Consider the following 22,620-nt stretch of genomic DNA (forward strand, 5'->3'; position numbering starts at 1 on the left):
CGTGAGAGATGATGATCATCAGGCTGTTGCGCTGGGTCAGGATGTTTTCCAGCCAGCGGATGGTGTTGATGTCCAGGTGGTTGGTCGGTTCGTCGAGCAACAGCACTTCCGGATCGGAAAACAGGGCCTGGGCCAGCAGCACGCGCAGTTTCCAGCCTGGCGATACCTCGCTCATCGGGCCGAAGTGCTGTTCCAGGGGGATGCCCAGACCCAGCAGCAGTTCACCGGCACGGGATTCGGCGGTGTAGCCGTCCATTTCGGCGAACTCGGTTTCCAGCTCGGCCACGGCCATGCCGTCTTCTTCGGTCATTTCCGGCAGCGAGTAGATGCGGTCGCGCTCGGCCTTGACCTTCCACAGCTCTTCGTGACCCATGATCACGGTGTCGATGACAGTGAATTCTTCGTAGGCGAACTGATCCTGGCGCAGCTTGCCCAGGCGCACGTTCGGCTCGAGCATGACCTGACCGCCAGAAGGCTCCAGGTCGCCGCCGAGGATCTTCATGAAGGTCGACTTGCCACAGCCGTTGGCGCCGATGAGGCCGTAGCGATTGCCGTTGTTGAATTTGACCGAAACGTTCTCGAACAGCGGTTTGGCGCCGAACTGCATGGTGATGTTTGCTGTGGAAATCAATTACTTATCCTGCTTGAATTACAAGGTTGTATGAGGTGGTCGCCTTCATCCTCGGGCCATTTCGGGCCGATTCAAACTCGAATCGACAGCTGCTCCGCCGCCTTCCGGTTGAGGCAGAGCTGGGGCATCAGGCATAGGTGAAAAGCAGTATCTCGACGCCATCTTCAGGCGGGTTGGCACTGAACGCCAGGTTCGTTCCAATCCACAGGTGCATGGTCGCGTAGGTGCAGTGCGTGTCGTGTTGGCGGCGCTGGCAGATCTCCAGTGCGCTCATTGCAGACATGAAAGGCGCGATTGTAACACTGGTCGGCTTGATCCACATCCCGACGTTGGTCTGCGCGAACACATCAATGCGATCAAGCCTTGCTGTGGACCCAATGGTTCGATGTAGGAAACGTCTGGAATTGACGTCCCGCCATTGCGAAGAGACAACAGCCGTTCCAGACTTCCTGGCAACTGATCGGCCCACTGAGGCCCTCGCTCATTCACCATGGACGGATCCGCCAATGCCAGTTCAACGCACACGTCACTCGACTTCGCGGCCACTCATTTCTCGCTTGATGGACGTTCGAATGATCGTCCTCACCGCCGGCTCTGCCTCATTCGCCAACATGGTCAGTCCGGGGCTGGGCAGCTCGGCGGTAGGCGCAGTACTGGGGGCCGCTTTCGCGCTGCATGCCCTGCGGTCGCGCGATACCTGAGGCCTGCAACATGAGCGCAGGCCAGTTTGAATACTCGTTTTTCACCAGCGTACTGCTGATCGCGCTTTATCTGGGCAGTGCCGCTTTTTACCGTCAAACGCCCGATCTGACCCACGCGATGATCATCGCCACTTCCTGCTCCAGCGCAGTGGCGGCGGTTCTCGTTGGTGTCATGACGTATACAGCGGCGGCAGAGCAACTGGGCGTGTTGCGCGAGCACAAGGCCGGAGTCGCAACAGGAACACTGGCGTTGATATGGGTGTCGGTCAGTGCCGCGTTCAAAAGCCTGATGCATCCACGTCGCTGTGCGCTGGCGCAGAACCGCTCGACAACCGGCTAGGGGATCGCATCGTTCAAAAACGCCTTCACGATCGATTTGGCCGCCGGATTTACCTTGAGTGCATTGAGTTCCTTGGCCGTGAACCACTTGCAGTCTGCGATTTCATTCTTCGCCACCGGCGTCACGATAAAGGTGACGGACACTTCAAAGACATGGTGAAGCACTTCGCCGCCTTCGAAGCGTGTGATGTAGGCCAGCTCTTCAAGAATCAGCCCGGTTTCTTCGCGAAGCTCGCGGGCGGCTGCTTGCGCCGGAGACTCGTTGGCCTCGACCTTGCCACCGGGCAACGTCCACCGCGCCTTGGGCTTGCGCACATACAAGATCTGATTTTCTCGCCGACAAATCACTGTGGCTCGTTCTTTCATTGGGTGTTCCTCCACCGTACAACTCGTGTGATGCGTTGTTTGGTCGCATCGTCACGCGATCGTCACAAAAGCTTCATAAAAGGCTTTGAAGCATTTACGGTGCCAATGTTCCCTGTTTCGGCCACCTCGGCCGACGTTCCTTCAAGCGTGGCAACCTCCGGCCTTGGTGAGCAAGCGCCAAGGTGCCCACCTGTCACTGTTTATTAGGGTCTGCCTTTTTCGGGGTGGGAGGCTGATGAGTGCTTTTGTGCTTCACGGGATGCTTGGCTGGCGGCTGAGCGTCCTTGGCTTTCTCGCTGCCAGGGGGCGCAGGGTTGACCGGTTTTTTGTCGTAGCCCTGAGCGTCACCCCCGTTCCCTCCTGCAGGCGAGGCGGGATTGATCCCCGGTGGCAAGGAGGAGCCGCCTGACTGATCGGCGGCGATGGATGCGGCGCAGCCAAACATCAGCATTGCGGCAAATAGGGGATTCACAAGCTTTGGTGTGCGCATGGCGGTCTCCGGGTGGGAAAGACGCTTTTGTCTGCATTTTGGGCATTGGCGTGGGTGCCAATGTGCCGTCAAGGTGACGAGCGGTCGTTAGTCACCAGCGTGCAGCCTCAGGCGATGGCCTCAGGTCTGAGGCTTTGCACCTGTGCGCCGCGTCTAAGGGCGGGTCTGCGCACTAATGGCGCGTTGCGCACAGCAGTGGGGCCTCTATACCCAGTGCTTGTGGCAAAGCGTAGCGGGTTCCCATGCCCAGCCAAACGCAACGCCGCCGCCATAAGATCTACCTAGCTGATATCCCGAGCTTTTTTGGCGCTTTTTTTCGCGATGCGTTGTGTGGCACACTTTCTGCTGTTCATTCCGTTGTTACATACTCGGTTCCGGTATAGCGGAATAAACTAATTCTTGGCGGAGTTCATCACATGCATCGCGGACCTTCATTTTTGAAAGCTTGTGCGTTTGTTCTGGCGGCAACAGCCACCTTGGCGACCTCGGTTCAAGCGGCCGACAGCAAGCTCGACAGCGTGCTGCAGCGCGGCCATCTGGTGGTCGGCACCGGCAGCACCAACGCCCCTTGGCACTTCCAGGGAGCCGACGGCAAATTGCAGGGTTTCGATATCGACATCGGACGCATCGTCGCCAAGGGCTTGTTCAATGACCCGACCAAGGTCGAATTCGTGGTGCAGTCGTCCGATGCGCGAATTCCCAATCTGCTCACCGACAAGGTGGACATGAGCTGCCAGTTCATCACTGTCACCGCCAGCCGCGCCCAGCAGGTCGCCTTCACCCTGCCGTATTACCGCGAAGGCGTGGCGCTGCTGCTACCGGCCAACAGCAAGTACAAGGAAATCGATGACCTGAAGGCCGCCGGTGACGGCGTTACCGTTGCCGTGCTGCAGAACGTCTACGCCGAGGAACTGGTGCATCAGGCGCTGCCCAAGGCCAAGGTCGACCAGTACGACAGCGTTGACCTGATGTATCAGGCCATCAACTCCGGGCGCGCTGACACGGCGGCCACCGACCAGTCCTCGGTCAAGTACCTGATGGTGCAGAACCCGGGTCGTTATCGCTCGCCAGCCTTTGCCTGGAGCCCGCAAACCTACGCTTGCGCCGTCAAGCGTGGCGATCAGGACTGGCTGAACTTCGTCAACACCGCGCTGCATGAAGCCATGACCGGTGTCGAATTCCCGGCGTACGCAGAATCGTTCAAAAAATGGTTCGGTGTGGATCTGCCTACTCCGGCCATTGGTTTCCCGATGGAATACAAATAACGCCAACCGCAATTGATGGGGCGGGGAAGGCCGTGGTGTCTTCCCGTCCCAGGTGCTGCTGACCATGAACTATCAGTTGAACTTTGCAGCGGTCTGGCGGGACTTCCCCAGCCTGCTGGCGGGATTGGGGCTGGGCCTTGAACTGGCGTTGATCTCCATTGCCATCGGTTGCGTGATCGGCCTGATGGCGGCGTTTGCAATGCTGTCCCGCTACCGCGCACTGCGTGTGGTGGCCTCGGTTTATGTCACGGTGGTGCGCAATACACCGATTCTGGTATTGATCCTGCTGATCTATTTCGCCTTGCCGAGCCTGGGCATTCGTCTGGACAAGATTCCCTCGTTTATCGTCACGCTGTCGCTGTATGCCGGGGCGTACCTGACCGAGGTGTTTCGCGCAGGTCTTTTGAGCATTCACAAGGGCCAGCGTGAAGCGGGGTTGGCGATCGGTCTGGGCGAGTGGCAGGTTCGCGCTTACATCGTGGTGCCGGTGATGCTGCGCAATGTGTTGCCGGCGTTGTCGAACAATTTCATTTCGCTGTTCAAGGATACCTCGCTGGCAGCGGCCATCGCGGTGCCGGAACTGACCTACTACGCGCGCAAGATCAACGTCGAAAGCTACCGGGTGATCGAAACCTGGCTGGTGACCACGGCGCTGTATGTCGCGGCCTGTTATCTCATCGCCATGCTGCTGCGCTATCTCGAGCAGCGTTTGGCGATTCGCCGCTAGGAGGCTGGACATGTACGAACAACCTACCTGGTTGCATGAATTGTGGATTGCCCGTGAAGCGCTCTGGTCAGGCTTCATGACCAGTGTGCAATGTGCCGGCCTTGCGATTGTGCTGGGCACCGTGATTGGCGTTTTTGCCGGGTTGAACCTGACCTACGGCAAGCTCTGGGCGCGCCTGCCGTTTCGCTGCTACGTCGACCTGATTCGCGGCACGCCGGTGTTCGTTCTGGTATTGGCCTGCTTTTACATGGCGCCGGCCATGGGCTGGCAGATCAGCGCGTTTCAAGCCGGTGCCCTGGGCCTGACGCTGTTCTGCGGCTCCCACGTCGCGGAGATCGTGCGGGGTGCATTGCAGGCCATCCCCCGGGGGCAACTGGAAGCCGGCAAGGCCATAGGCCTGACATTCAGTCAATCGCTGAGCTATGTGCTGCTGCCGCAGGCGTTGCGCCAGATCCTGCCCACCTGGGTCAACTCGTCCACCGAGATCGTCAAGGCATCGACCCTGCTTTCGGTGATTGGCGTTGCCGAATTGCTGCTCAGCACCCAGCAGGTGATCGCGCGCAACTTCATGACCCTGCAGTTTTACCTGTTCGCCGGATTTCTCTTCTTCGTCATCAACTACGCCATCGAGCTTCTTGGGCGGCAAATCGAAAAACGGGTGGCCTTGCCATGACACAGACTCAAACCGCGACCGCCGCTCCGGCGTTGCTGAGCATCGAAGGGCTGCACAAGTCCTACGGCCCTGTGGAAGTTCTCAAGGGTGTGGACCTGAAGATGAACAAGGGCAACGTGGTGACCCTGATCGGCTCCAGTGGCTCTGGCAAGACCACGCTGCTGCGGTGCGTCAACCTGCTCGAAGAGTTTCAGGGCGGGCATATCCGCCTTGAAGGCCAGGACATCGGCTACAGCGATGTCAGCGGCAAGCGCGTACGCCACCCGGAGAAGCTCATCGCCCAGCACCGGGCGATGACCGGCATGGCATTCCAGCAGTTCAACCTGTTTCCGCATCTGACGGCGTTGCAGAACGTGACCCTCGGTTTGCTCAAGGTTAAAAAGCTGCCCAAGGATCAGGCCGTCGCCCTGGCGGAAAAATGGCTTGAGCGTGTCGGTCTGCTTGAACGGCGCAACCATTACCCCGGTCAACTCTCCGGTGGGCAACAGCAACGGGTGGCGATTGCCCGTGCCATTGCCATGAACCCCAGCCTGATGCTGTTCGATGAGGTGACATCGGCACTGGACCCGGAACTGGTCGGTGAAGTGCTCAGCGTGATCAAGGGCCTGGCCGAGGAGGGCATGACCATGCTCCTGGTCACCCACGAAATGCGCTTCGCCTATGAGGTGTCCGATCAGATCGTCTTCATGAATCAGGGGCGCATCGAAGAGCAGGGCCCGCCCAAGGAGCTGTTCGAGCAACCCAAATCGGCGCGCCTGACAGAATTCCTCAAAAACATTCGTTTCTAACGCTCAATCAAAGGAGATTTTCATGAGCATTATTCGTTACGGCGCGGGTAGCACCGCAGGTGGCGGCCAGCCACGTCCTTTCGCACGCGCTGTAGAAGCTGACGGTTGGCTGCATGTTTCCGGTCAGGTGCCGGCGGAAAATGGCGAGATCATCAACGGCGGTATCGTCGAGCAGACCCACAAGACCATGCAGAATCTGGTCGCCATCCTCACCGAAGCCGGTTATGGCCTTGAAGATGTCGTCCGTGTCGGGGTCTGGCTGGAAGACCCACGGGATTTCTGGAGTTTCAACAAGGTCTTCGGCGAGTACTTCAAGCCCGAGCACGCCCCGGCCCGCGCCTGTGTGCAGGCGAACATGATGGTCGACTGCAAGGTCGAGATCGACTGCATCGCGTACAAGAAGAAGTGAAGCAGCGGCAAGTTTCAAGCGCCAGGCCGCAAGCTTGATCGCGTTGTCGCGGCACTTGCAGCGTGAAGCTTGCAGCTGGAAACTGGCGCCTGTTTTTTCAAGGCTAAAGGTGCGTTATGCACCCGCGCCGCTTAGCTTGGAACTGCTTCTATGACCGAAGACACCATCAAACGCCGGGCCCGTGGTCTGGACCGTGCGTTCGATATTCTCGATTTCCTCAAGGAAAAGGGCACGCCGCTGCGCCCGAATGAAATCGCCAGTGGCATCGGCAGCCCGAAATCGACGGTCTATGAGTTGGTCGGCTCTTTGCTGGAGCGGCGCATCCTCGAAACCGTGGGCAAGGACGGCCACGTCTATCTGGGCCGGCAGCTGTACTTTCTCGGGCAAGCGCATTTGCGTCATTTCGATTTCACCCGTGAGGCCGAAGTCAGTCTGTGCGAGATCGTCGAGCGGACCCGCGAGACGGCGCAGATGTGTCTGCTCAACGGCCGCAAGTACACCGTGGCGCTGATGAAGGAAGGCGCCCGGCATTTCCGGATTTCCTCGGACATCGGTGAAGATGCCCCCATCCCCTGGACCGCCTCCGGTCGCTTGCTGCTCGGGCACCTGAGTGATCAGGAAATCATCGATCTGATCGATCACGACGACTTCATCCTCCCCGATGGTCAGCGCTTGCCGCTTGAGACCTTCCTTGCCGAGATTCGCAAGGCCCACGATGAAGGCTTTTTCTCGTTCAACAGCATCGCCGATACGTTCACCCACTGCTTTGCCGCGCCGGTCAAGGACAGGCAAGGCATCTGCATCGCGACGTTGTGCATCGTCGCTCCGCGCGCCGACGCCATCACTCACTTCGACGACTACCGACGCGTGCTGATCGACAGCGCCAACGGCCTGGCCCGTCGGGTCAACGATTAACCGGGTAGCGATCCATCGCTTCGTTACCCCGACAAGAACAAGCAATCCGGAGAACAGACATGAGCATTGCCGCAGTAGAAAAGGGCGCCACCCAACCAGGCGACCAGCTGGTACTGGATGTCAGCCTGCCAGCGCTGGTGATCCATAACTCAGCGCTGGAGCACAACCTGCGCTGGATGCAGAAATTCGTCAGCGACAGCGGTGCGGAGCTTGCGCCCCACGGCAAGACCAGCATGGTCCCGGCATTGTTTCAGCGGCAGTTGCAGCACGGCGCCTGGGGCATGACCCTGGCCACCGCTGTACAGACCCGTGCCGCCTATGTGCACGGCGCTCGCAGGGTGTTGATGGCCAACCAGCTGGTGGGCACGCCGAACATGGCGATCATTGCCCAAATGCTCAGCGACTCGATGTTCGACTTCCACTGCATGGTCGACCACCCGGATAACGTCAAGGCGCTGGGTGAGTTCTTTGCCGGCGAAGGGCTGCACCTCAACGTCATGATCGAGTATGGCGTGGTCGGCGGCCGTTGCGGTTGCCGCAGCGAAGAGCAGGTCATGGCCTTGGCCGATGCGATTGCCGCGCAGCCGGCGCTGAAGCTGACTGGCATCGAAGGCTACGAAGGCGTGATTCATGGCGACCAGGCGGTAAGTGGCATTCGTCAGTTCGCCGCATCTCTGGTGCGTCTGGCGGTGACCTTGCAGGACAAGGGCGCGTTTGCGCTGGATCGTCCGATCGTGACTGCCTCTGGCTCCGCCTGGTATGACCTGATCGCTGAAGAGTTCGACAAGCAACAAGTGCGCGAGCGCTTTTTGAGCGTGCTGCGCCCCGGCAGCTATGTGGTTCATGACCATGGCATCTACAAGCAGGCGCAGTGCTGTGTGCTGGAGCGTCGCCATGACCTGACCGAAGGCCTGCAACCGGCGCTCGAGGTCTGGGCTCATGTGCAATCGATGCCCGAGCCTGGCTTTGCGGTGATCGCGCTGGGCAAGCGTGATGTGGCGTTCGATGCCGGTATGCCCAATCCGATCAAACGCTACAAGGCCGGTGTGTTGCCAGCCCTGGGCGAGGATGTGAGCGCCTGCAAGGTGACCGCGGTCATGGATCAGCACGCATTCATGACGGTGGCCCCGGGTTGCGAGCTGCAGGTGGGTGACATCGTTTCGTTCGGCACCTCACACCCTTGCCTGACGTTCGACAAATGGCGCACGGGGTGTCTGGTCAATGACGACCTGAGCGTCATCGAATCCTTCGACACCTGTTTCTGACGGGAGCCTGCGATGAGCGAGCTTGTGAGTCACAGCCATCCACGGGTTGCCCTGATCGGCGAATGCATGATCGAGTTGCAGCAGCACGCCAACGGTACGCTCAAGCAGAGCTTCGGCGGCGATACGCTGAACACCGCGGTGTACCTGTCGCGCCTGCTGGGTTCGGCGGCGCAGGTGGACTATGTCACGGCGCTGGGGGATGACAGTTTCAGCGATGCCATGTGCGCGCTGTGGTCGGAGGAAGGCATTGGCCTGAGCCGGGTGCAGCGGCTGCCCGGGCGTTTGCCGGGGCTGTACTGCATCCAGACCGATGCCAACGGTGAGCGTCGTTTCCTGTACTGGCGCAATGAGGCGGCCGTGCGTGAGTGCTTCACCACGCCCGCCGCTGAGCCGGTCCTGGCGGCGCTGCCTGAATACGACGTGCTGTATTTCAGCGGCATCACTTTGGCCGTCTTGGGTGAAGTGGGCCGCGCGCGGCTGTTGTCGACCCTCGGTGATGCTCGGGACCGGGGCGCGCGCGTGGTGTTCGACAACAACTATCGGCCGCGCCTGTGGCGCAGCGTGGATCAGGCACGCCAGGCGTATCGGACGATAATGCACGAAGTCGATGTTGCATTATTGACCGAGGAAGACGAGCAGGCGCTGTTCGGTTATGCCGACAGCGAGCAGATCATGACGGCCTACCGAGACCTTGGCCTGGCCGAGGTGGTGATCAAGCGCGGGGCGCAGAGTTGTCTGGTGCGCGCAGGGGATCAGTGCCACGAAGTTGCGGCCCATCCGGTGCACAAGGTCATCGATACCACGGCGGCGGGGGACTCGTTCAGTGCAGCGTATCTGGCCCAGCGCCTGCGTGGCGCAAGCTCGCAGCAAGCGGCTGATGCCGGGCACCGCCTGGCCAGTCTGGTGATCCAGCATCCGGGAGCGGTGATCCCGCGCAGTGCGATGCCAAGCTGAGGGGGCACTGATTTGTGGCAGTCCGGCTTGCCGGCGGCGGTGGAGCACTGACGGCCACTGCCGCCGGCAAGCCGGACTGCTACAGGATGTATGGGGCCCGTTCTGGGACAGGCAGGTCAATCCCGGTAAAACACCTGCACCAGGTGGTAGCCGAACTTGCTTTTGACCGGCCCGTGCACGGTCCGCAACGGCTTCTTGAAGATGATCTGGTCAATTGCGCCAACCATCTGGCCTGGCCGTACTTCGCCCAGATCGCCGCCGCGCTTGCCGGACGGACAGGTGGAGTATTTCTTTGCCAGCACGTCGAACGCCTCACCTTTGGCGATACGTTGCCTGAGCTGTTCGGCCTCATCCAGAGTCTTGACCAGAATGTGACGGGCTTGGGCTTTCATGAACACGGCACCTCGATAAAAAAGCCGCGCATTATGCCCTTGCGGCGTTAATTCAGGTAATTTCCTTCACCTTGATCGGACAAACGTCGAGCTGCTTGCCTTGTGGCGAACGTTGGTACGGGTCGATGGTCGCAGCTACAGGCTATATCAGTAGCGTCGATCTGCAGTCTTCTTAAACCTAATGTGCGGTGTGACTTATGGATTTTCCGGCGTTGTTGAAGGTTCTTGCCACCCAGGACGGATCGGATCTCTATCTCTCCACAGGCGCACCGCCCTGCGCCAAGTTCAACGGGGTGCTCAAGCCGTTGGGTACCGAAGCCTTCAAGCCCGGCGACGTGGCATTGATCGCCGACGGCATCATGGACACCGAACAGCGTCAGGATTTCGAGCGCGAGCTTGAGATGAACCTGGCTTTTTCCCTGTCGGGTATCGGCCGATTCCGGATCAACATCTTCAAGCAGCGCAACGAGGTGTCCATCGTTGCGCGCAACATCAAGCTCGACATCCCCAAGTTTGAAGACCTGCACCTGCCCAAGGTCCTGCTCGACGTGGTGATGGAAAAGCACGGTCTGGTGCTGTTCGTCGGCGCCACCGGCTCAGGCAAGTCGACCTCGCTGGCGGCGCTGATCGACCATCGAAATCGCCATGCCAGCGGGCACATCATCACCATCGAAGATCCGGTGGAGTTCATCCACAAACACAAGAAGTCGATCATCAACCAGCGTGAAGTCGGGGTCGACACCCGCAGTTTCCATGCTGCGCTCAAAAACACCCTGCGTCAGGCGCCGGACGTGATTCTGATCGGCGAGATCCGCGACCGGGAAACCATGGAGCATGCATTGGCATTCGCCGACACCGGGCACCTGGCGATCTCTACCCTGCATGCGAACAATGCCAACCAGGCGCTGGATCGCATCATTAACTTTTTTCCTGAGGAGCGGCGCGCGCAGTTGCTCCACGACCTGGGCAACAACCTCAAGGCGTTCGTCTCCCAGCGTCTGGTCAAGACCCGGGACGGCAAGCGTCGTGCGGCGGTTGAGGTGATGCTCGGCACGCCGACCATTCGCGATTTGATTCACCGCAACGAGCTGACCGAGCTCAAGGGCATCATGGAGAAGTCCACCAACCTGGGGATGCAGACCTTCGATAACGCCCTCTATGACCTGGCCGTCGAAGGTGCGATCACTGAAGACGAAGCGTTGAAAAACGCTGACTCGGCGAACAACGTGCGTCTGCGTCTGAAACTGCATTCCGAAAGCGGGGTGGCGGCAATCAGCACCGCACCCCAGGCGCCCCAGCCTGCCGCGCAGGTGGACGTGAAGGACTGGGGCCTGGTCGACGAGCGGGACGAGCCGGGGGCTTGAGGCCAGAAAAACCGCCCTGCCTTGCACATTGTGGGGGCCGGCTCGCTGCCGAATGCGTCGGATCAGGCACATCGATGGTGACCGATCCCCGGCATTCGCCAGCAAGCCGGCTCCGACAAGGATGGCGGCGCGCGTAGGGTTATCGCGCCAACCACCCACCATCGATATTCCACGCCGCACCACGGACCTGAGCGCCGGCTTCGCTGCACAGGAACAACGTCAACTCGCCCAGCTGCGATGGCGTGACGAACTCCAGTGAAGGCTGTTTTTCCGCCAGCAGATCATGCTTGGCCTGTTCGATATCTCCGGTTTGCGCGCCACGATCATCGATCTGCTTTTGCACCAGCGGGGTCAGCACCCAACCCGGGCAAATCGCGTTGCAGGTCACGTTGCTGGTGGCGGTTTCCAGCCCAACCACTTTGGTCAGGCCGATCACCCCATGCTTGGCTGCGACATAAGCCGCCTTGCCGGTCGAACCAACGAGGCCATGCACCGAGGCGATGTTGACGATCCGGCCCCAGCCCTTGGCGCGCATGCCCGGCAGGCACAGGCGGGTGCTGTGAAACACCGAAGACAGATTAATGGCAATGATCTTGTCCCAGCTTTCAACCGGGAAGTCCTCGACGGCGTCCACATGCTGAATCCCCGCGTTGTTGACCAGGATGTCGACCCCGCCGAATTCGCGCTCGGCGTAGGCGATCATCTCAGCGATCTGCGCCACATCGCTGACGTCCGCCGGATGATGCCCCACCTTGCCGCCGAACTGCTTGACCTGCTCGATCACAGCCGATGCGTCGCCAAAGCCATTAAGCACCAGGTTGGCACCGGCCTTGGCCAGGGTGAGCGCGATGCCCAGGCCGATACCACTGGTGGAGCCGGTGACCAATGCGGTTTTGCCTTGCAGACTCATGTTCGATTCCTCATACGATGCCGGTTGCATAGAAAGTGCTGATCACCACGAACACCGCCAGGGTCTTGATGATGGTGATACCGAAAATATCCTTGTAAGCCTCGCGGTGGGTCAGACCCGTGACCGCCAGCAGCGTAATCACGGCGCCGTTGTGCGGCAGGGTGTCCATGCCGCCGCTGGCCATGGCCGCCACCCGATGCAGCACCTCCAATGGAATATTGGCGGCGTGGGCGGCGGCGATGAAACTGTCGGACATCGCCGCCAGGGCGATGCTCATGCCGCCTGAGGCTGAGCCGGTGATGCCCGCGAGCAGGGTGACCGTGATCGCTTCGTTGACCAGTGGATTGGGGATGCTCTTGAGCCCGTCCGCCAGCACCAGAAAGCCTGGCAGCGAAGCGATCACAGCACCAAAGCCGTATTCCGAAGCCGTGTTCATGGCCGCCAGCAAGGCGCCGCTGACTGCACCTTTACTGCCTTCTGCCAGCTGTGACCTGACTGCGCTGAAGGCGAACACCAGCACGAAGACGATGCCTACCAGCAGCGCCGCCTCGACCGCCCAGATGGCGGTGATCTTGGAGATTTCGGTCTGCACCGGCGTGGCCATGCCCGGCAGCGCCAGCGTATGAGTCTTGCCATACCACTGTGGAATCCACTGGGTGAACAGCAGGTTCATCACCCCCACCAGCAACAACGGCGCCAGAGCGACCCAGGGATTGGGCAGTCGAATATCGGCCGGTGTTTGCGGTTCATTTCGCAACTCGGTGCCATAGCCCTCACCGGCGCGTTGCGCCTTGTTACGCTGGCGCTGCAAAAACAGCATGCCGGCGCAGAACACGAATGCCGTGCCGATCAACCCCAGCCATGGCGCCGCCCAGGCGGTGGTGTTGAAGAAAGTCGAGGGGATGATGTTCTGGATCTGCGGCGTGCCGGGCAGGGCGTCCATGGTGAACGAAAATGCACCCAACGCGATGGTGGCCGGGATCAGGCGTTTCGGGATATTGCTCTGGCGAAACATTTCGGCGGCAAACGGGTACACCGCGAACACCACCACAAACAGTGAGACGCCGCCGTAAGTGAGCAGGGCGCAGACCAGTACGATCACCAGCATCGCCTGGCGCGTGCCCAGCAAGCGGATCGCTGCGGCGACGATCGAACGGGAGAATCCGGACAGTTCGATAAGTTTGCCGAACACGGCGCCCAGCAGAAAAACCGGAAAGTAGAGTTTGACGAAGCCGACCATCTTGTCCATGAACACGCCGGTAAAGGCGGGAGCCACGGCGGACGGATCGGTCAGTAGCACCGCGCCCAAAGCGGCGATGGGCGCGAAGAGGATAACGCTATAACCGCGGTAGGCAGCGAGCATCAGCAGCGCGAGGGCGGCCAAGGCGATGATCACACTCATTGAGTGTCTCCTGTTTGTTTTTGTTATGGACGCGGTCGGGCCGCTTACAGGAGGTATAGCCAGTTTCGTGCCATTACGCTAACTGATTGATTTAAAACTATTTTTGTCTTGGTTTGATTGCTAGCCGGCTTTTTCCGTCTCTGTTTGCAGACAGAAAAGGCAGATTGGACAGAATTGCCCAGGCCGTCGGCAGTGATTCGAGTGGTCCCAGCCCGCTGCCTATGGGGTTTTCAACGAGTAAAACTGCTCTGTCCCTGTTTCGAGACGCAGAGTCTCTTTAATGAGACTCGACGATCCCCAGCGCCGCCATCTTCTTGTACAGCGTCGACCGACCCAACCCCAGCTGTCGCGCCGCAAGGATCACGTTGCCTTGGCATTGCGCCAGTTTGGTCTGGATCAGATCACGGTCAAACCTTAGTCGCGCTGCGCTGTAGGTCTCATCGGAGACGGACTCCATCAGCCGGTGGCTGCCAATGCCTTCAATCGGTACCAGGGTGCCGATCGCCGTGCGAATCTCACGAGCGCCCAGGTGCATCGTGTCGCTCAGCAATGCGGCGCGCTCCAGGACATTGCGCAACTCGCGAATATTGCCTGGCCAGGCATGCTGCCTGAGCATCATCATGGCGTCCGGTTCGAGCTCGTGCTGGCTGCGCAATTCCTCGAGAATCGCCTCACTCAGGGCTTCCAGATCGTCCAGGCGCTCACGCAACGGTGGAACTTCGATGGGCAGCACGCTCAACCGGTAATACAGGTCGGCACGAAAGTCCCCACGCTTGATCGCCGCCTCCAGATCGGTGGAAGTCGCGGCGATCAGGCGCACGTCGCTCTTGATCATCTCGTTGGAGCCGACCGGCTCGTACTCTTTTTCCTGCAACACCCTCAGCAGTTTGCTCTGCAGGGGCATAGGCATGTCGCCGATTTCATCGAGAAACAGGGTGCCGCCTTCGGCCAGGTACAGTTTGCCCTGTCGGCCTCGACGGTCGGCGCCGGTGAATGCACCTGGCGCGGTGCCGAAGAACTCCGCTTCAAGCAGGTTTTCAGGGATCGCCGCACTGTTGACGCTGACAAACGCTCTGTGCGCGCGGGGCGAGGTGTTGTGAATGGCATGGGCCAGCAACTCCTTGCCGGTACCGGTCTCGCCCAGCAGCAGCACCGGTGAATCGGTACTGGCGCTGCGTCGGGCGCGGCGTTTGACTTCAAGGCTCGCGGCACTGGTGCCGATGAAATGCGCAAAACTGTATTTGGCCTGTCGCGCGCGCAACAAGGAGCGGGTAGAGGCCAGCTCCTGCTGCATGCTCAGGTAGCGTTTGAGCAGAGGCGACAAGGCATGCAGCTCATCGAACAGGGCGAAGCCGATCGCGCCTATGACCCCGCCGCTGTCGTCATGAATCGGCAAGCGCATGACGACCAGCGGATCCTTGGCGGTGTCCATCATGTCCAGCAGGATGGGTTGGCCATTGCTCGCCACCTGCCGCAGCAGGCTGCCGGGAATCACTTTCTCACAGGGTTGGCCCACCGCCCGACTGGCATCCTCCAGACCGAAGCGCCTGGCGTAGCGCTCATTGATCCAGACGATTCGCGCTTCCTTGTCCACGATCACAGTACCTTCACTGGACTGCTCGATGATTTCGAACAACGAGCGAATCGCTAAGCGCCGCACGCGTCGGTAATCCTTGAGGCTGTCACTGTCTTTCATGCACTGTTCCGTAGTTCCCGTCCCCGGCACCTGGCCGCACAGACTGCTGGTGGTTGCTGTTCAGTTGAAACCCGGGTGTGCCGCAGCCAGCAGTTCCCTGGTGTAGGGATGCTGAGGTGCATCGAACACGTCGTGGCTGGCGCCTCGCTCGACAACCTTGCCGTCCTTGACCACGATCAGGTCGTGGGCGAGCGCCCGTACAACCGCCAGATCGTGACTGATGAAGAGATACGTCAGGCCATGCTTTTCCTGCAACTGACGCAACAGCGCGACGACCTGTTTCTGCACGGTGCGATCCAGTGCCGAAGTGGGTTCGTCGAGCAAAATCAGGGCAGGTTTGAGCACAAGGGCGCGTGCAATGGCGATACGCTGCCGTTGCCCGCCAGAAAACTCATGGGGATACCGATGTCGGCTCGACGGATCGATGCCGACTTCCTCCAATACACGAATCACTTCGGCCTCACAGCAGAGCTTGTCCAGATCGCTGTGTACTTCCAGGCCCTCGCTGATGATCTGCGCCACCGACATACGCGGGCTGAGGCTGCCATAAGGGTCCTGAAACACCACCTGCATCTGCTTGCGCCACGGACGCATCTGCTTCTGATTCAGGCTGTCCAGCGCGTGACCCTTGAAGCGAATACTGCCACGTGATTCCAGCAAGCGCAGAATTGCCTGACCAAGTGTCGATTTTCCCGAGCCCGACTCGCCGACGATGCCGAGCGTTTTGCCGCGCTCGATGCTCAGGCTGATGTCGTCGACGGCCTTGAGGTACTCGTGATGGCGGTTGAAAATGCCGCCGCCCAGAGAGAACCAGACCTGCAGGTTCTCCACTTCCAGCACTTTCTCCCGGGTGTCGCGCGGCAACGGCTCACCGGCAGGTTCGGCGTCCAGCAACAGCTGGCTGTAGGGATGCTGCGGGTTTTTGAACAGGGTCTGGCAGTTGGATTGCTCGACGATTTCCCCCGCACGCATCACGCAGACTTTCTGCGCGATGCTGTGCACCAGGTTCAAATCATGGCTGATCAGTAAAAGTGACATGTTAAGACGTTGTTGCAACTCCTTGAGCAGCAACAGGATTTTTCTCTGGACCGTGACATCCAGCGCGGTCGTGGGTTCGTCTGCGATCAGCAGTTCTGGCTCGCAGGCGAGCGCCATGGCGATCATCACCCGCTGCCGTTGGCCACCTGACAACTCATGAGGATAGGCCTTCAGGCGCTTTTTCGGATGCTGAATGCCCACCAGTTCCAGTAGTTCGACGATGCGCGCCTGTGCCGCCTTGCCGCTCAGGCCCTTGTGCAGCAGCAGGGTTTCGCCGATCTGCTTGGACACTGTGTGCAGGGGGTTGAGCGAGGTCATCGGCTCCTGGAAGATCATCGCGATCTGGTTGCCGCGAATCTCTCGCATGAGCCTGCCGTCCGCGCCGAGCAGTTCCTGCCCGCGATAGCGAATACTGCCGGTGCTGAGCGTGCCGGCTTGCGGCAGCAATTGCAGGATCGAATGCGCCGTCACCGACTTGCCAGAGCCCGACTCGCCCACCAGCGCCAGGCATTGCCCCGCAGGGATGTCCAGGCTCAGATGCCGGACGACAGTATTTCCATTAAAAGATACCGACAAGTCTCGGATTTCAATCAGATTTTCAGACATGTCAGGACCTCGGGTCGAAGGCATCGCGCAGCGCCTCGCCAATAAACACCAGCAACGACAATATCAGCGCCAGGGTGAAGAATGCGGTGAAGCCCAGCCACGGAGCCTGCAGGTTTTGTTTGCCCTGACCGATCAGCTCGCCCAGCGACGCGCTGCCGGCCGGCATGCCAAAGCCCAGGAAGTCCAGTGCGGTGAGTGTCGAAATGGCGCCGGTGAGGATGAACGGCAGGTAGCTCAAGGTCGCGTTCATGGCGTTGGGCAGGATGTGCCGCAGGATCACCTTTCGATCGTCCAGCCCCAATGCGCGGGCGGCCTTGACGTATTCCAGGTTGCGCCCGCGCAGGAACTCGGCGCGTACCACGTCCACCAGCGCGAGCCAGGAGAACAGCGCCATGATTCCCAGTAGCCACCAGAAATTGGGCTCAACGAAACCGGACAGAATTATCAGCAGATAGAGCACCGGCAGCCCCGACCAGACCTCCAGCAGCCTTTGTCCGATCAGGTCCACCCAGCCGCCGTAATAGCCTTGCAACGCGCCTGCGGCAATGCCGATCAAAGCGCTGATGACGGTCAGCGCCAGGGCAAACAGGATGGACACCCGGGAGCCAAAGATCACTCTGGCCAGGACGTCACGAGCCTGATCATCGGTGCCCAGCCAGTTGATCGCCGAGGGCGGGCTGGGGGCGGGTTTGTTCAGGTCATAATTAGGGGTGTCATCGCTGAAAGGGATGGGGGCAAACAGCATCCAACCCTCACCCTTGCTGATCAATTGACGCACGTAGTCGCTGCGGTAGTCGGGCTGGAACGGTAGTTGACCTCCGAATTCCTGCTCGGTGTAGCGCTTGAAGGCGGGAAAATACAGCTCGTGCTGGTAACTGAGCACCAGGGGTTTGTCGTTGGCGATCAGCTCGCCACACAGGCTGATGACGAACAGGCCGCAAAACAGCCACAGCGACCACCAGCCACGGCGATTGTTGCGAAAGCGCTCGAAGCGTCGGCGAGCTACCGGAGACAATCTGCGCATCAGGCATTCCTCGCGCTGAAGTCGATTCGGGGGTCGACCCAGGTGTAGCAGATGTCCCCGACCAGTTTTATCAGCAGCCCGAACAGCGTGAAGATGAACAGCGAGCCGAAAACCACGGGGTAATCACGGGACACAGCGGCCTCGTAACTCATGCGTCCCAGGCCGTCGAGGGAAAAAATCACCTCGATCATCAGCGATCCGGCGAAGAAAACGCTGATAAACGCCTGGGGAATACCGGCCACCACCAGCAACATCGCATTGCGGAACACGTGGCCGTAGAGCACCCGACGCTCGCTCAGGCCTTTGGCACGGGCGGTGACCACGTATTGGCGGGTCACTTCGTTGAGAAACGAGTTCTTGGTAAGAATGGTCAGCGTTGCGAAGCCGCCGATCACCAGCGATACGACCGGCAGTACCAAGTGCCAGAAGTAGTCGGCGATCTTGCCGAGCGTGCTCAACTGGTCGAAGTTTTCCGAGACCAGGCCACGCACCGGGAACCAGCTCAGCGAGGTGCCGCCGGCGAACAGCACCACCAGCAGCATGGCGAACAGGAACGCCGGCATGGCGTAGCCGATGATGATGGCCGTGCTGCTCCAGATATCGAAGTGGCTGCCGTGCTTGACCGCCTTGCGAATGCCCAGCGGGATCGACACCAGGTAGGTGATCAGCGTTGCCCATAGCCCCAGCGAAATGGACACCGGCATTTTCTGCAGGATCAGGTCAGTGACCTTGGCGCCGCGGAAGAAGCTGTTGCCGAAGTCAAGGCGGGCGTAGTTCTTGAGCATCAGCCACAGGCGTTCGTGCAGCGGTTTATCGAAGCCGTACTGGTGTTCGATCTCCTTGATCAGCTTGGGGTCAAGGCCGCGGCTGGCCCGCGACTGGCCAACGTTCATGGTTTCGGTATGACCGGCACCGATGCTGCCGCCCGCCACGCCTTGCAGCTTGGCAATGGCCTGTTCCACCGGGCCGCCTGGCGCGGCCTGCACGATGAAGAAGTTCACCAGCAGGATGCACAACAGGGTCGGGATGATCAGCAGCAGGCGTCTGAACAGATAGCCGAGCATTACTTGACCTCCGAAGGAATGGCCGAAGCGCCCCGTTGCTGGGCGAATTGTTCGTTGGTCAGGGCTTGTGGACTGATCTCCCACCAGGTGTCGATGGCTTCGCTGTTACTGGCCTGCACCTTGGGAATGCCGAAACGGTTCCACCAGACGGTCGAGGACCCTGGCGGGTAATAGTTGGGGATCCAGTAAAAGCCCCACTGCAGCACGCGATCAAGTGCGTGGGCATAGTCGATCATGGCGGGCTTGTTGTCGGCCTTGGCCAGCCCGTTGATCAACGTATCGATGGCCGGGTCGCGCAGCACCATATAGTTGCTGGAGCCCGGATCGGTCGCCACTGTGGAGCCGAAATTGTTGTAAAGCTCCATGCCGGGGGAGGTCGATACGCCATAGCCGGTCACAATCATGTCGTAATCGCGGGCCATGACCCGGTTCAGGTACTGGGCAGAGTCGATGCGGCGGATTTCAAAGTCGATGCCGATCTGTGCCAGGTTGCGCTTGTAGGGCAGCAGGATCTTTTCGAATCCGCTCTGGCCGTTGAGGAAGGTGAAGCTCAAAGGCTCCCCTGCAGCATTGACCAGCTTGTCCTCTTTAGGCATCCAGCCTGCTTCTTCCAGCAGCGCCAGGGCCTGCAACTGTTTATCACGAATGAATCCGCTGCCATCGGTCCTGGGCGTTTGAAACACCGTGGTGAACACCTCTGGCGGCACCTGGCCACGCAAGGGTTCAAGCAATTTGAGCTCGGACGCGGTGGGCAGCTGGGTGGCTGCCAGGTCGCTGTTGGAGAAATAGCTGTTCTGACGCACATAGACGTTGCGCATCATCTGTTTGTTGGTCCACTCGAAATCCCAGAGCATGGCCAGCGCCTGACGCACCCGGCGGTCCTGAAACTTCGGCCGGTCCAGATTGAAGACGAAACCCTGGGAGCTTTGCACCGAACCCTTGGCCAGGTGCGCGCGCTGCAGACGGCCTTCGCTCAAAGCCGGGCTGTCGTAGCCAATCGAGTAGCCGGTGGCCGAATACTCGCGGTTGTAGTCATAACCGCCACCGCGCAACACCTGCCGGGCAACATCGGTGTCGCCAAAATACTCGACGCTGAAGTGATCGAAGTTGTACATCCCGCGATTGACCGGCAGCTGGTTCGCCCACCAGTCGGGGTCGCGCTCGAAGGTCACGCTGCGGCCTGGATCAACCTTGCCGATGCGGTATGGGCCACTGCCGACCGGAATTTCGAAACCGCCGCCGTTGGCGAAGTCCCGGTCTTTCCACCAGTGTTCCGGGAACACCGGCAAGGTCGCCAGATCCAGAGGCAATGTACGGCTTTCATTGCTCTTGAAGTCAAAGCGTATCTGCGTCGGCGACTCGACCCGTACGTCCTTCACGTCGCCGAACTCGGTACGGTAGGACAGGCTGCCCTGAGTCATCAAAAGGTTGTAGGTGTAGCGCACATCGTCTGCGGTGATGGGCGTGCCATCGGAGAACCGTGCCTTGGGGTTGAGATAAAAACGCAGCGACATGCCGTCGGCGGCGCGCTCCATTTTCTCGGCAATCAGGCCATAGACGGTGTAGGGCTCATCCAGCGACTTGACCGCCAGCGGCGAATACAGCAGACCATTGACCTGAGAAACGCCCGTGCCTTTGTCCAGGTAGGGCATGATGTGGTCGAACTGACCGATTTCCTGCGCAGACCGCCGCATGCTGCCGCCTTTTGGGGCATCGGGGTTCACGTAGTCGAAATGCTGGAAATCTGCCGGGTAGCGGGGCGCTTCACCGTAAACGGTCAATGCGTGTTGAGGTGCGGCGGACAGGGACTGAAAACCAGAAACCAGGACCAGTGTTGCAACCATCAGCGATGAAAAAACAAAACGCATTACACGAATCCTGACTGACGTTGGAGCGCAACACCAGGGTTGAAGGTCTTGAACAGGCGATTGCCGCCTGTCGTGAGGGCTGTGTTCTTATTCGTTACCTCCGGTGGCAAGGTACCGCAATGAAGCGATCTTTGTAACCGCGTACTACCTGCGGTCGACGATTCACTACAGTGCTGGCCATGCTGCCCGTGACGCAAGCGTGGGGACGCCGGCTAATCTGACAAATCAAAGCAATTTCTTTGCCGAACTCAATACCGCGATGGTTTCCTGCGCACTAAATACAAACGGCCCGCTTATCAGGCGGGCCGTTCGTTGCAGTCGCTGGGCTGGATCAGTCCTGACGACTGGTCACTTCCAGCAAGTGATAGCCGAACTGGGTTTTCACCGGGCCCTGCACCACGTTGACCGGTGCGCTGAACACCACGGTGTCGAATTCCTTGACCATCTGGCCTGGACCAAAAGAACCCAGGTCGCCACCTTGACGGCTTGATGGGCAGCTGGAGTTGGACTTGGCTACTTCGGCAAAATCAGCGCCGCCCTCGATCTGAGCCTTGAGTTCGTTGCATTTCTCTTCGCTGGAAACAAGGATGTGGCGGGCAGTGGCTTTGGCCATTTTTGATACTCCTGTGAAAAAAAAGAAAAGAGCCTACCGGATTAGGGGGCGGTTTTCTCCAGAAAGTTCTGGCACATCGGGCCAGCGGGGTTGTGCTGCCGACAGCTACAGCCCTTTGCTGAACAACAAGGCCGCATGATCAACATAAAGTCTCACCGGATCGATGTTTTTGGGCGCGACTCCGGCGGTCTGATTGATTGCATCGACATGATCCATCGGGTAGTCGGAACGGATGACCCTGCCCAAGTGCGAGCTGTAGCGTCCTACGAGCCCATCGTTGAAGACAGTTTCTCTTTCGAACAATCGCGCAAAGCCGCGCAGCGCCAGGTGCAGTGGGTCCAGGGCGTTTCGTCCCTGGCTTGGCAGCGAGCCGCTGATGCAGCCGCTCCAGGAATAGTAGTGCACGCCTTCGACGCGTTCCGCCCCCTCGCCACCCCATTCATCCGGTAGACCTTGCGGGTAGTGGCGATTGAATTGCGCGACGCCAGCGGTGGTCAACGCATCCAGCGCCAGCATCGGGTTTTGAGGCAATGGTCGGTTGCCTGCCAACAGTGCAAGAAAATGGCCAAAGCTGGCCACGATTGCTGAAGCCAGCCGTTCCGGCAGGCTGCCCGGAGTGAACGCACGGCGCACCCTGTCAGCCATCTCCGAGCCGTGGTTCGGACCATTGACCGACGTCACCGACGCGACGCTGTCGGGGCGCACTGCTGCAGCATAACGGCAGGTCAGCGCGCCTTGGCTGTGGCCGATCAGATGGACTTTCAGGTAGCCGGTGCGTTTGAGGAAGCGGTCGATCTGCTCAAGGAGTTGCTCGCCGCGGGTTTCGTTGTCATGAACACCTGACAACGCAGGGACATGCACGCGACATCCGGCTTTTTCCAGGGGCGGTACGATGCCATGAAACATGTCGAATTGACCGATGCGATCAAAACCGAACAGGCCATGGACCAGCAGAATCGGGTATTTGGTAGTGACTTGCGGGTAGTTCATGATCGACATCGCTCGCTTGACAGAGGCAAGCGAGGTTAATGCCCAGACTCGGGCCGCAGGATAGGGGGCGGTGGCCCCCTGCGCAGCGGCCATACGCTGTGTCGATGACACGGGTAAAGCGCGAAGTCCT

The 22,620-nt window shown here is 59.8% G+C and carries 24 protein-coding genes; 11 read left to right on the top strand and 13 right to left on the bottom strand.

What is annotated here, in order from left to right:
* On the bottom strand, positions 1-631 hold a 631-nt coding region (locus ACI2KS_RS09855), incomplete at its 3' end, for an ATP-binding cassette domain-containing protein (protein ID WP_404619559.1).
* Positions 632-758: 127 nt separating this feature from the next.
* Positions 759-914 (bottom strand): hypothetical protein, encoded by a 156-nt coding sequence (locus ACI2KS_RS09860; RefSeq protein WP_404619561.1) that lies wholly within the window; start codon positions 912-914, stop codon positions 759-761.
* 289 nt (positions 915-1,203) lie between these two features.
* Between ACI2KS_RS09860 and ACI2KS_RS09865 the strand changes: the two genes are divergently transcribed.
* Together ACI2KS_RS09865 and ACI2KS_RS09870 are read left to right on the top strand one after the other, a co-directional pair.
* Entirely contained in the window at positions 1,204-1,332 is a 129-nt protein-coding gene (locus ACI2KS_RS09865) for a hypothetical protein (protein WP_404619563.1), read from the top strand.
* A gap of 10 nt (positions 1,333-1,342) precedes the next feature.
* Positions 1,343-1,672, top strand: coding sequence for a hypothetical protein (locus ACI2KS_RS09870; RefSeq protein ID WP_404619565.1), 330 nt, complete (start codon positions 1,343-1,345; stop codon positions 1,670-1,672).
* Here ACI2KS_RS09870 and ACI2KS_RS09875 read toward each other — a convergent pair.
* The gene (locus ACI2KS_RS09875; protein WP_404619567.1) at positions 1,669-2,037 is read right to left on the bottom strand and encodes an NUDIX hydrolase; all 369 of its coding nucleotides are present in this window, start codon (positions 2,035-2,037) and stop codon (positions 1,669-1,671) included. The two genes, ACI2KS_RS09870 and ACI2KS_RS09875, sit on opposite strands and share 4 nt — an antisense overlap.
* A 906-nt stretch (positions 2,038-2,943) precedes the next feature.
* Between ACI2KS_RS09875 and ACI2KS_RS09880 the strand changes: the two genes are divergently transcribed.
* The 8 genes from ACI2KS_RS09880 (at position 2,944) to ACI2KS_RS09915 (ending at position 9,523) form a co-directional block, all read left to right on the top strand.
* Positions 2,944-3,792 carry a transporter substrate-binding domain-containing protein gene (locus ACI2KS_RS09880; protein ID WP_404619569.1) on the top strand — a complete coding sequence of 283 codons (849 nt, stop codon included), beginning with the start codon at positions 2,944-2,946 and terminating at the stop codon, positions 3,790-3,792.
* Positions 3,793-3,856: 64 nt separating this feature from the next.
* Entirely contained in the window at positions 3,857-4,519 is a 663-nt protein-coding gene (locus ACI2KS_RS09885) for an amino acid ABC transporter permease (protein ID WP_404619571.1), read from the top strand.
* A gap of 10 nt (positions 4,520-4,529) precedes the next feature.
* Positions 4,530-5,192 carry an amino acid ABC transporter permease gene (locus ACI2KS_RS09890; protein ID WP_404619573.1) on the top strand — a complete coding sequence of 221 codons (663 nt, stop codon included), beginning with the start codon at positions 4,530-4,532 and terminating at the stop codon, positions 5,190-5,192.
* A complete protein-coding gene (locus tag ACI2KS_RS09895; RefSeq protein WP_404619575.1) occupies positions 5,189-5,980 on the top strand; it encodes an amino acid ABC transporter ATP-binding protein in 792 nt (263 codons plus the stop codon). Before ACI2KS_RS09890 ends, ACI2KS_RS09895 begins: the two co-directional genes overlap by 4 nt.
* A 22-nt stretch (positions 5,981-6,002) precedes the next feature.
* Positions 6,003-6,389, top strand: coding sequence for a RidA family protein (locus tag ACI2KS_RS09900; protein WP_404619577.1), 387 nt, complete (start codon positions 6,003-6,005; stop codon positions 6,387-6,389).
* A 150-nt stretch (positions 6,390-6,539) separates the two neighbouring features.
* On the top strand, positions 6,540-7,304 hold the full coding sequence (locus ACI2KS_RS09905) for an IclR family transcriptional regulator (protein ID WP_404619579.1): 765 nt from the start codon (positions 6,540-6,542) through the stop codon (positions 7,302-7,304).
* 59 nt (positions 7,305-7,363) lie between these two features.
* A complete protein-coding gene (locus ACI2KS_RS09910) occupies positions 7,364-8,569 on the top strand; it encodes an amino acid deaminase (protein WP_404619581.1) in 1,206 nt (401 codons plus the stop codon).
* Positions 8,570-8,581: 12 nt separating this feature from the next.
* Positions 8,582-9,523, top strand: a complete 942-nt coding sequence (locus ACI2KS_RS09915) for a sugar kinase (protein ID WP_404619583.1) — start codon at positions 8,582-8,584, stop codon at positions 9,521-9,523.
* A gap of 116 nt (positions 9,524-9,639) precedes the next feature.
* Here ACI2KS_RS09915 and ACI2KS_RS09920 read toward each other — a convergent pair whose 3' ends face one another.
* Positions 9,640-9,915, bottom strand: coding sequence for a peptidylprolyl isomerase (locus ACI2KS_RS09920; protein WP_404619585.1), 276 nt, complete (start codon positions 9,913-9,915; stop codon positions 9,640-9,642).
* Between the two features lie 197 nt (positions 9,916-10,112).
* On the opposite strand from ACI2KS_RS09920, the gene ACI2KS_RS09925 reads away from it, so the two are divergent.
* Positions 10,113-11,279 carry a PilT/PilU family type 4a pilus ATPase gene (locus ACI2KS_RS09925; protein ID WP_404619587.1) on the top strand — a complete coding sequence of 389 codons (1,167 nt, stop codon included), beginning with the start codon at positions 10,113-10,115 and terminating at the stop codon, positions 11,277-11,279.
* Between the two features lie 139 nt (positions 11,280-11,418).
* On the opposite strand, the gene ACI2KS_RS09930 is transcribed toward ACI2KS_RS09925, so the two are convergent.
* The 9 genes from ACI2KS_RS09930 to ACI2KS_RS09970 form a co-directional block, all read right to left on the bottom strand.
* Positions 11,419-12,189, bottom strand: a complete 771-nt coding sequence (locus ACI2KS_RS09930; RefSeq protein ID WP_404619589.1) for a 3-hydroxybutyrate dehydrogenase — start codon at positions 12,187-12,189, stop codon at positions 11,419-11,421.
* A 10-nt stretch (positions 12,190-12,199) separates the two neighbouring features.
* Entirely contained in the window at positions 12,200-13,591 is a 1,392-nt protein-coding gene (locus ACI2KS_RS09935; RefSeq protein WP_404619591.1) for a GntP family permease, read from the bottom strand.
* 277 nt (positions 13,592-13,868) lie between these two features.
* A complete protein-coding gene (locus ACI2KS_RS09940) occupies positions 13,869-15,287 on the bottom strand; it encodes a sigma-54 interaction domain-containing protein (RefSeq protein ID WP_404619593.1) in 1,419 nt (472 codons plus the stop codon).
* A 60-nt stretch (positions 15,288-15,347) separates the two neighbouring features.
* On the bottom strand, positions 15,348-16,931 hold the full coding sequence (locus tag ACI2KS_RS09945) for an ABC transporter ATP-binding protein (RefSeq protein ID WP_404619595.1): 1,584 nt from the start codon (positions 16,929-16,931) through the stop codon (positions 15,348-15,350).
* 1 nt (position 16,932) lies between these two features.
* Complete coding sequence (locus tag ACI2KS_RS09950; protein ID WP_404619597.1) at positions 16,933-17,955, bottom strand: ABC transporter permease; 1,023 nt, start codon at positions 17,953-17,955, stop codon at positions 16,933-16,935.
* On the bottom strand, positions 17,955-19,019 hold the full coding sequence (locus ACI2KS_RS09955) for a microcin C ABC transporter permease YejB (RefSeq protein ID WP_404619598.1): 1,065 nt from the start codon (positions 19,017-19,019) through the stop codon (positions 17,955-17,957). Before ACI2KS_RS09955 ends, ACI2KS_RS09950 begins: the two co-directional genes overlap by 1 nt.
* Positions 19,019-20,887, bottom strand: a complete 1,869-nt coding sequence (locus ACI2KS_RS09960) for an extracellular solute-binding protein (RefSeq protein ID WP_404619600.1) — start codon at positions 20,885-20,887, stop codon at positions 19,019-19,021. The genes ACI2KS_RS09955 and ACI2KS_RS09960 overlap by 1 nt, the downstream gene beginning before the upstream one ends.
* Positions 20,888-21,218: 331 nt before the next feature.
* Complete coding sequence (locus tag ACI2KS_RS09965; protein ID WP_027898593.1) at positions 21,219-21,500, bottom strand: peptidylprolyl isomerase; 282 nt, start codon at positions 21,498-21,500, stop codon at positions 21,219-21,221.
* Positions 21,501-21,605: 105 nt separating this feature from the next.
* On the bottom strand, positions 21,606-22,490 hold the full coding sequence (locus ACI2KS_RS09970; RefSeq protein ID WP_404619603.1) for a triacylglycerol lipase: 885 nt from the start codon (positions 22,488-22,490) through the stop codon (positions 21,606-21,608).
* Positions 22,491-22,620 lie beyond the last annotated feature (130 nt).

The sequence above is a fragment of the Pseudomonas sp. NPDC087358 genome (assembly GCF_044900785.1).
GTDB lineage: Bacteria > Pseudomonadota > Gammaproteobacteria > Pseudomonadales > Pseudomonadaceae > Aquipseudomonas.

Coding starts and splice junctions, on each gene's coding strand:
- ACI2KS_RS09860 (WP_404619561.1), bottom strand. CDS start 914: ATGTCTGCAATGAGCGCACTGGAGATCTGCCAGCGCCGCCAACACGAC.
- ACI2KS_RS09865 (WP_404619563.1), top strand. CDS start 1,204: ATGATCGTCCTCACCGCCGGCTCTGCCTCATTCGCCAACATGGTCAGT.
- ACI2KS_RS09870 (WP_404619565.1), top strand. CDS start 1,343: ATGAGCGCAGGCCAGTTTGAATACTCGTTTTTCACCAGCGTACTGCTG.
- ACI2KS_RS09875 (WP_404619567.1), bottom strand. CDS start 2,037: ATGAAAGAACGAGCCACAGTGATTTGTCGGCGAGAAAATCAGATCTTG.
- ACI2KS_RS09880 (WP_404619569.1), top strand. CDS start 2,944: ATGCATCGCGGACCTTCATTTTTGAAAGCTTGTGCGTTTGTTCTGGCG.
- ACI2KS_RS09885 (WP_404619571.1), top strand. CDS start 3,857: ATGAACTATCAGTTGAACTTTGCAGCGGTCTGGCGGGACTTCCCCAGC.
- ACI2KS_RS09890 (WP_404619573.1), top strand. CDS start 4,530: ATGTACGAACAACCTACCTGGTTGCATGAATTGTGGATTGCCCGTGAA.
- ACI2KS_RS09895 (WP_404619575.1), top strand. CDS start 5,189: ATGACACAGACTCAAACCGCGACCGCCGCTCCGGCGTTGCTGAGCATC.
- ACI2KS_RS09900 (WP_404619577.1), top strand. CDS start 6,003: ATGAGCATTATTCGTTACGGCGCGGGTAGCACCGCAGGTGGCGGCCAG.
- ACI2KS_RS09905 (WP_404619579.1), top strand. CDS start 6,540: ATGACCGAAGACACCATCAAACGCCGGGCCCGTGGTCTGGACCGTGCG.
- ACI2KS_RS09910 (WP_404619581.1), top strand. CDS start 7,364: ATGAGCATTGCCGCAGTAGAAAAGGGCGCCACCCAACCAGGCGACCAG.
- ACI2KS_RS09915 (WP_404619583.1), top strand. CDS start 8,582: ATGAGCGAGCTTGTGAGTCACAGCCATCCACGGGTTGCCCTGATCGGC.
- ACI2KS_RS09920 (WP_404619585.1), bottom strand. CDS start 9,915: ATGAAAGCCCAAGCCCGTCACATTCTGGTCAAGACTCTGGATGAGGCC.
- ACI2KS_RS09925 (WP_404619587.1), top strand. CDS start 10,113: ATGGATTTTCCGGCGTTGTTGAAGGTTCTTGCCACCCAGGACGGATCG.
- ACI2KS_RS09930 (WP_404619589.1), bottom strand. CDS start 12,189: ATGAGTCTGCAAGGCAAAACCGCATTGGTCACCGGCTCCACCAGTGGT.
- ACI2KS_RS09935 (WP_404619591.1), bottom strand. CDS start 13,591: ATGAGTGTGATCATCGCCTTGGCCGCCCTCGCGCTGCTGATGCTCGCT.
- ACI2KS_RS09940 (WP_404619593.1), bottom strand. CDS start 15,287: ATGAAAGACAGTGACAGCCTCAAGGATTACCGACGCGTGCGGCGCTTA.
- ACI2KS_RS09945 (WP_404619595.1), bottom strand. CDS start 16,931: ATGTCTGAAAATCTGATTGAAATCCGAGACTTGTCGGTATCTTTTAAT.
- ACI2KS_RS09950 (WP_404619597.1), bottom strand. CDS start 17,955: ATGCGCAGATTGTCTCCGGTAGCTCGCCGACGCTTCGAGCGCTTTCGC.
- ACI2KS_RS09955 (WP_404619598.1), bottom strand. CDS start 19,019: ATGCTCGGCTATCTGTTCAGACGCCTGCTGCTGATCATCCCGACCCTG.
- ACI2KS_RS09960 (WP_404619600.1), bottom strand. CDS start 20,887: ATGCGTTTTGTTTTTTCATCGCTGATGGTTGCAACACTGGTCCTGGTT.
- ACI2KS_RS09965 (WP_027898593.1), bottom strand. CDS start 21,500: ATGGCCAAAGCCACTGCCCGCCACATCCTTGTTTCCAGCGAAGAGAAA.
- ACI2KS_RS09970 (WP_404619603.1), bottom strand. CDS start 22,490: ATGAACTACCCGCAAGTCACTACCAAATACCCGATTCTGCTGGTCCAT.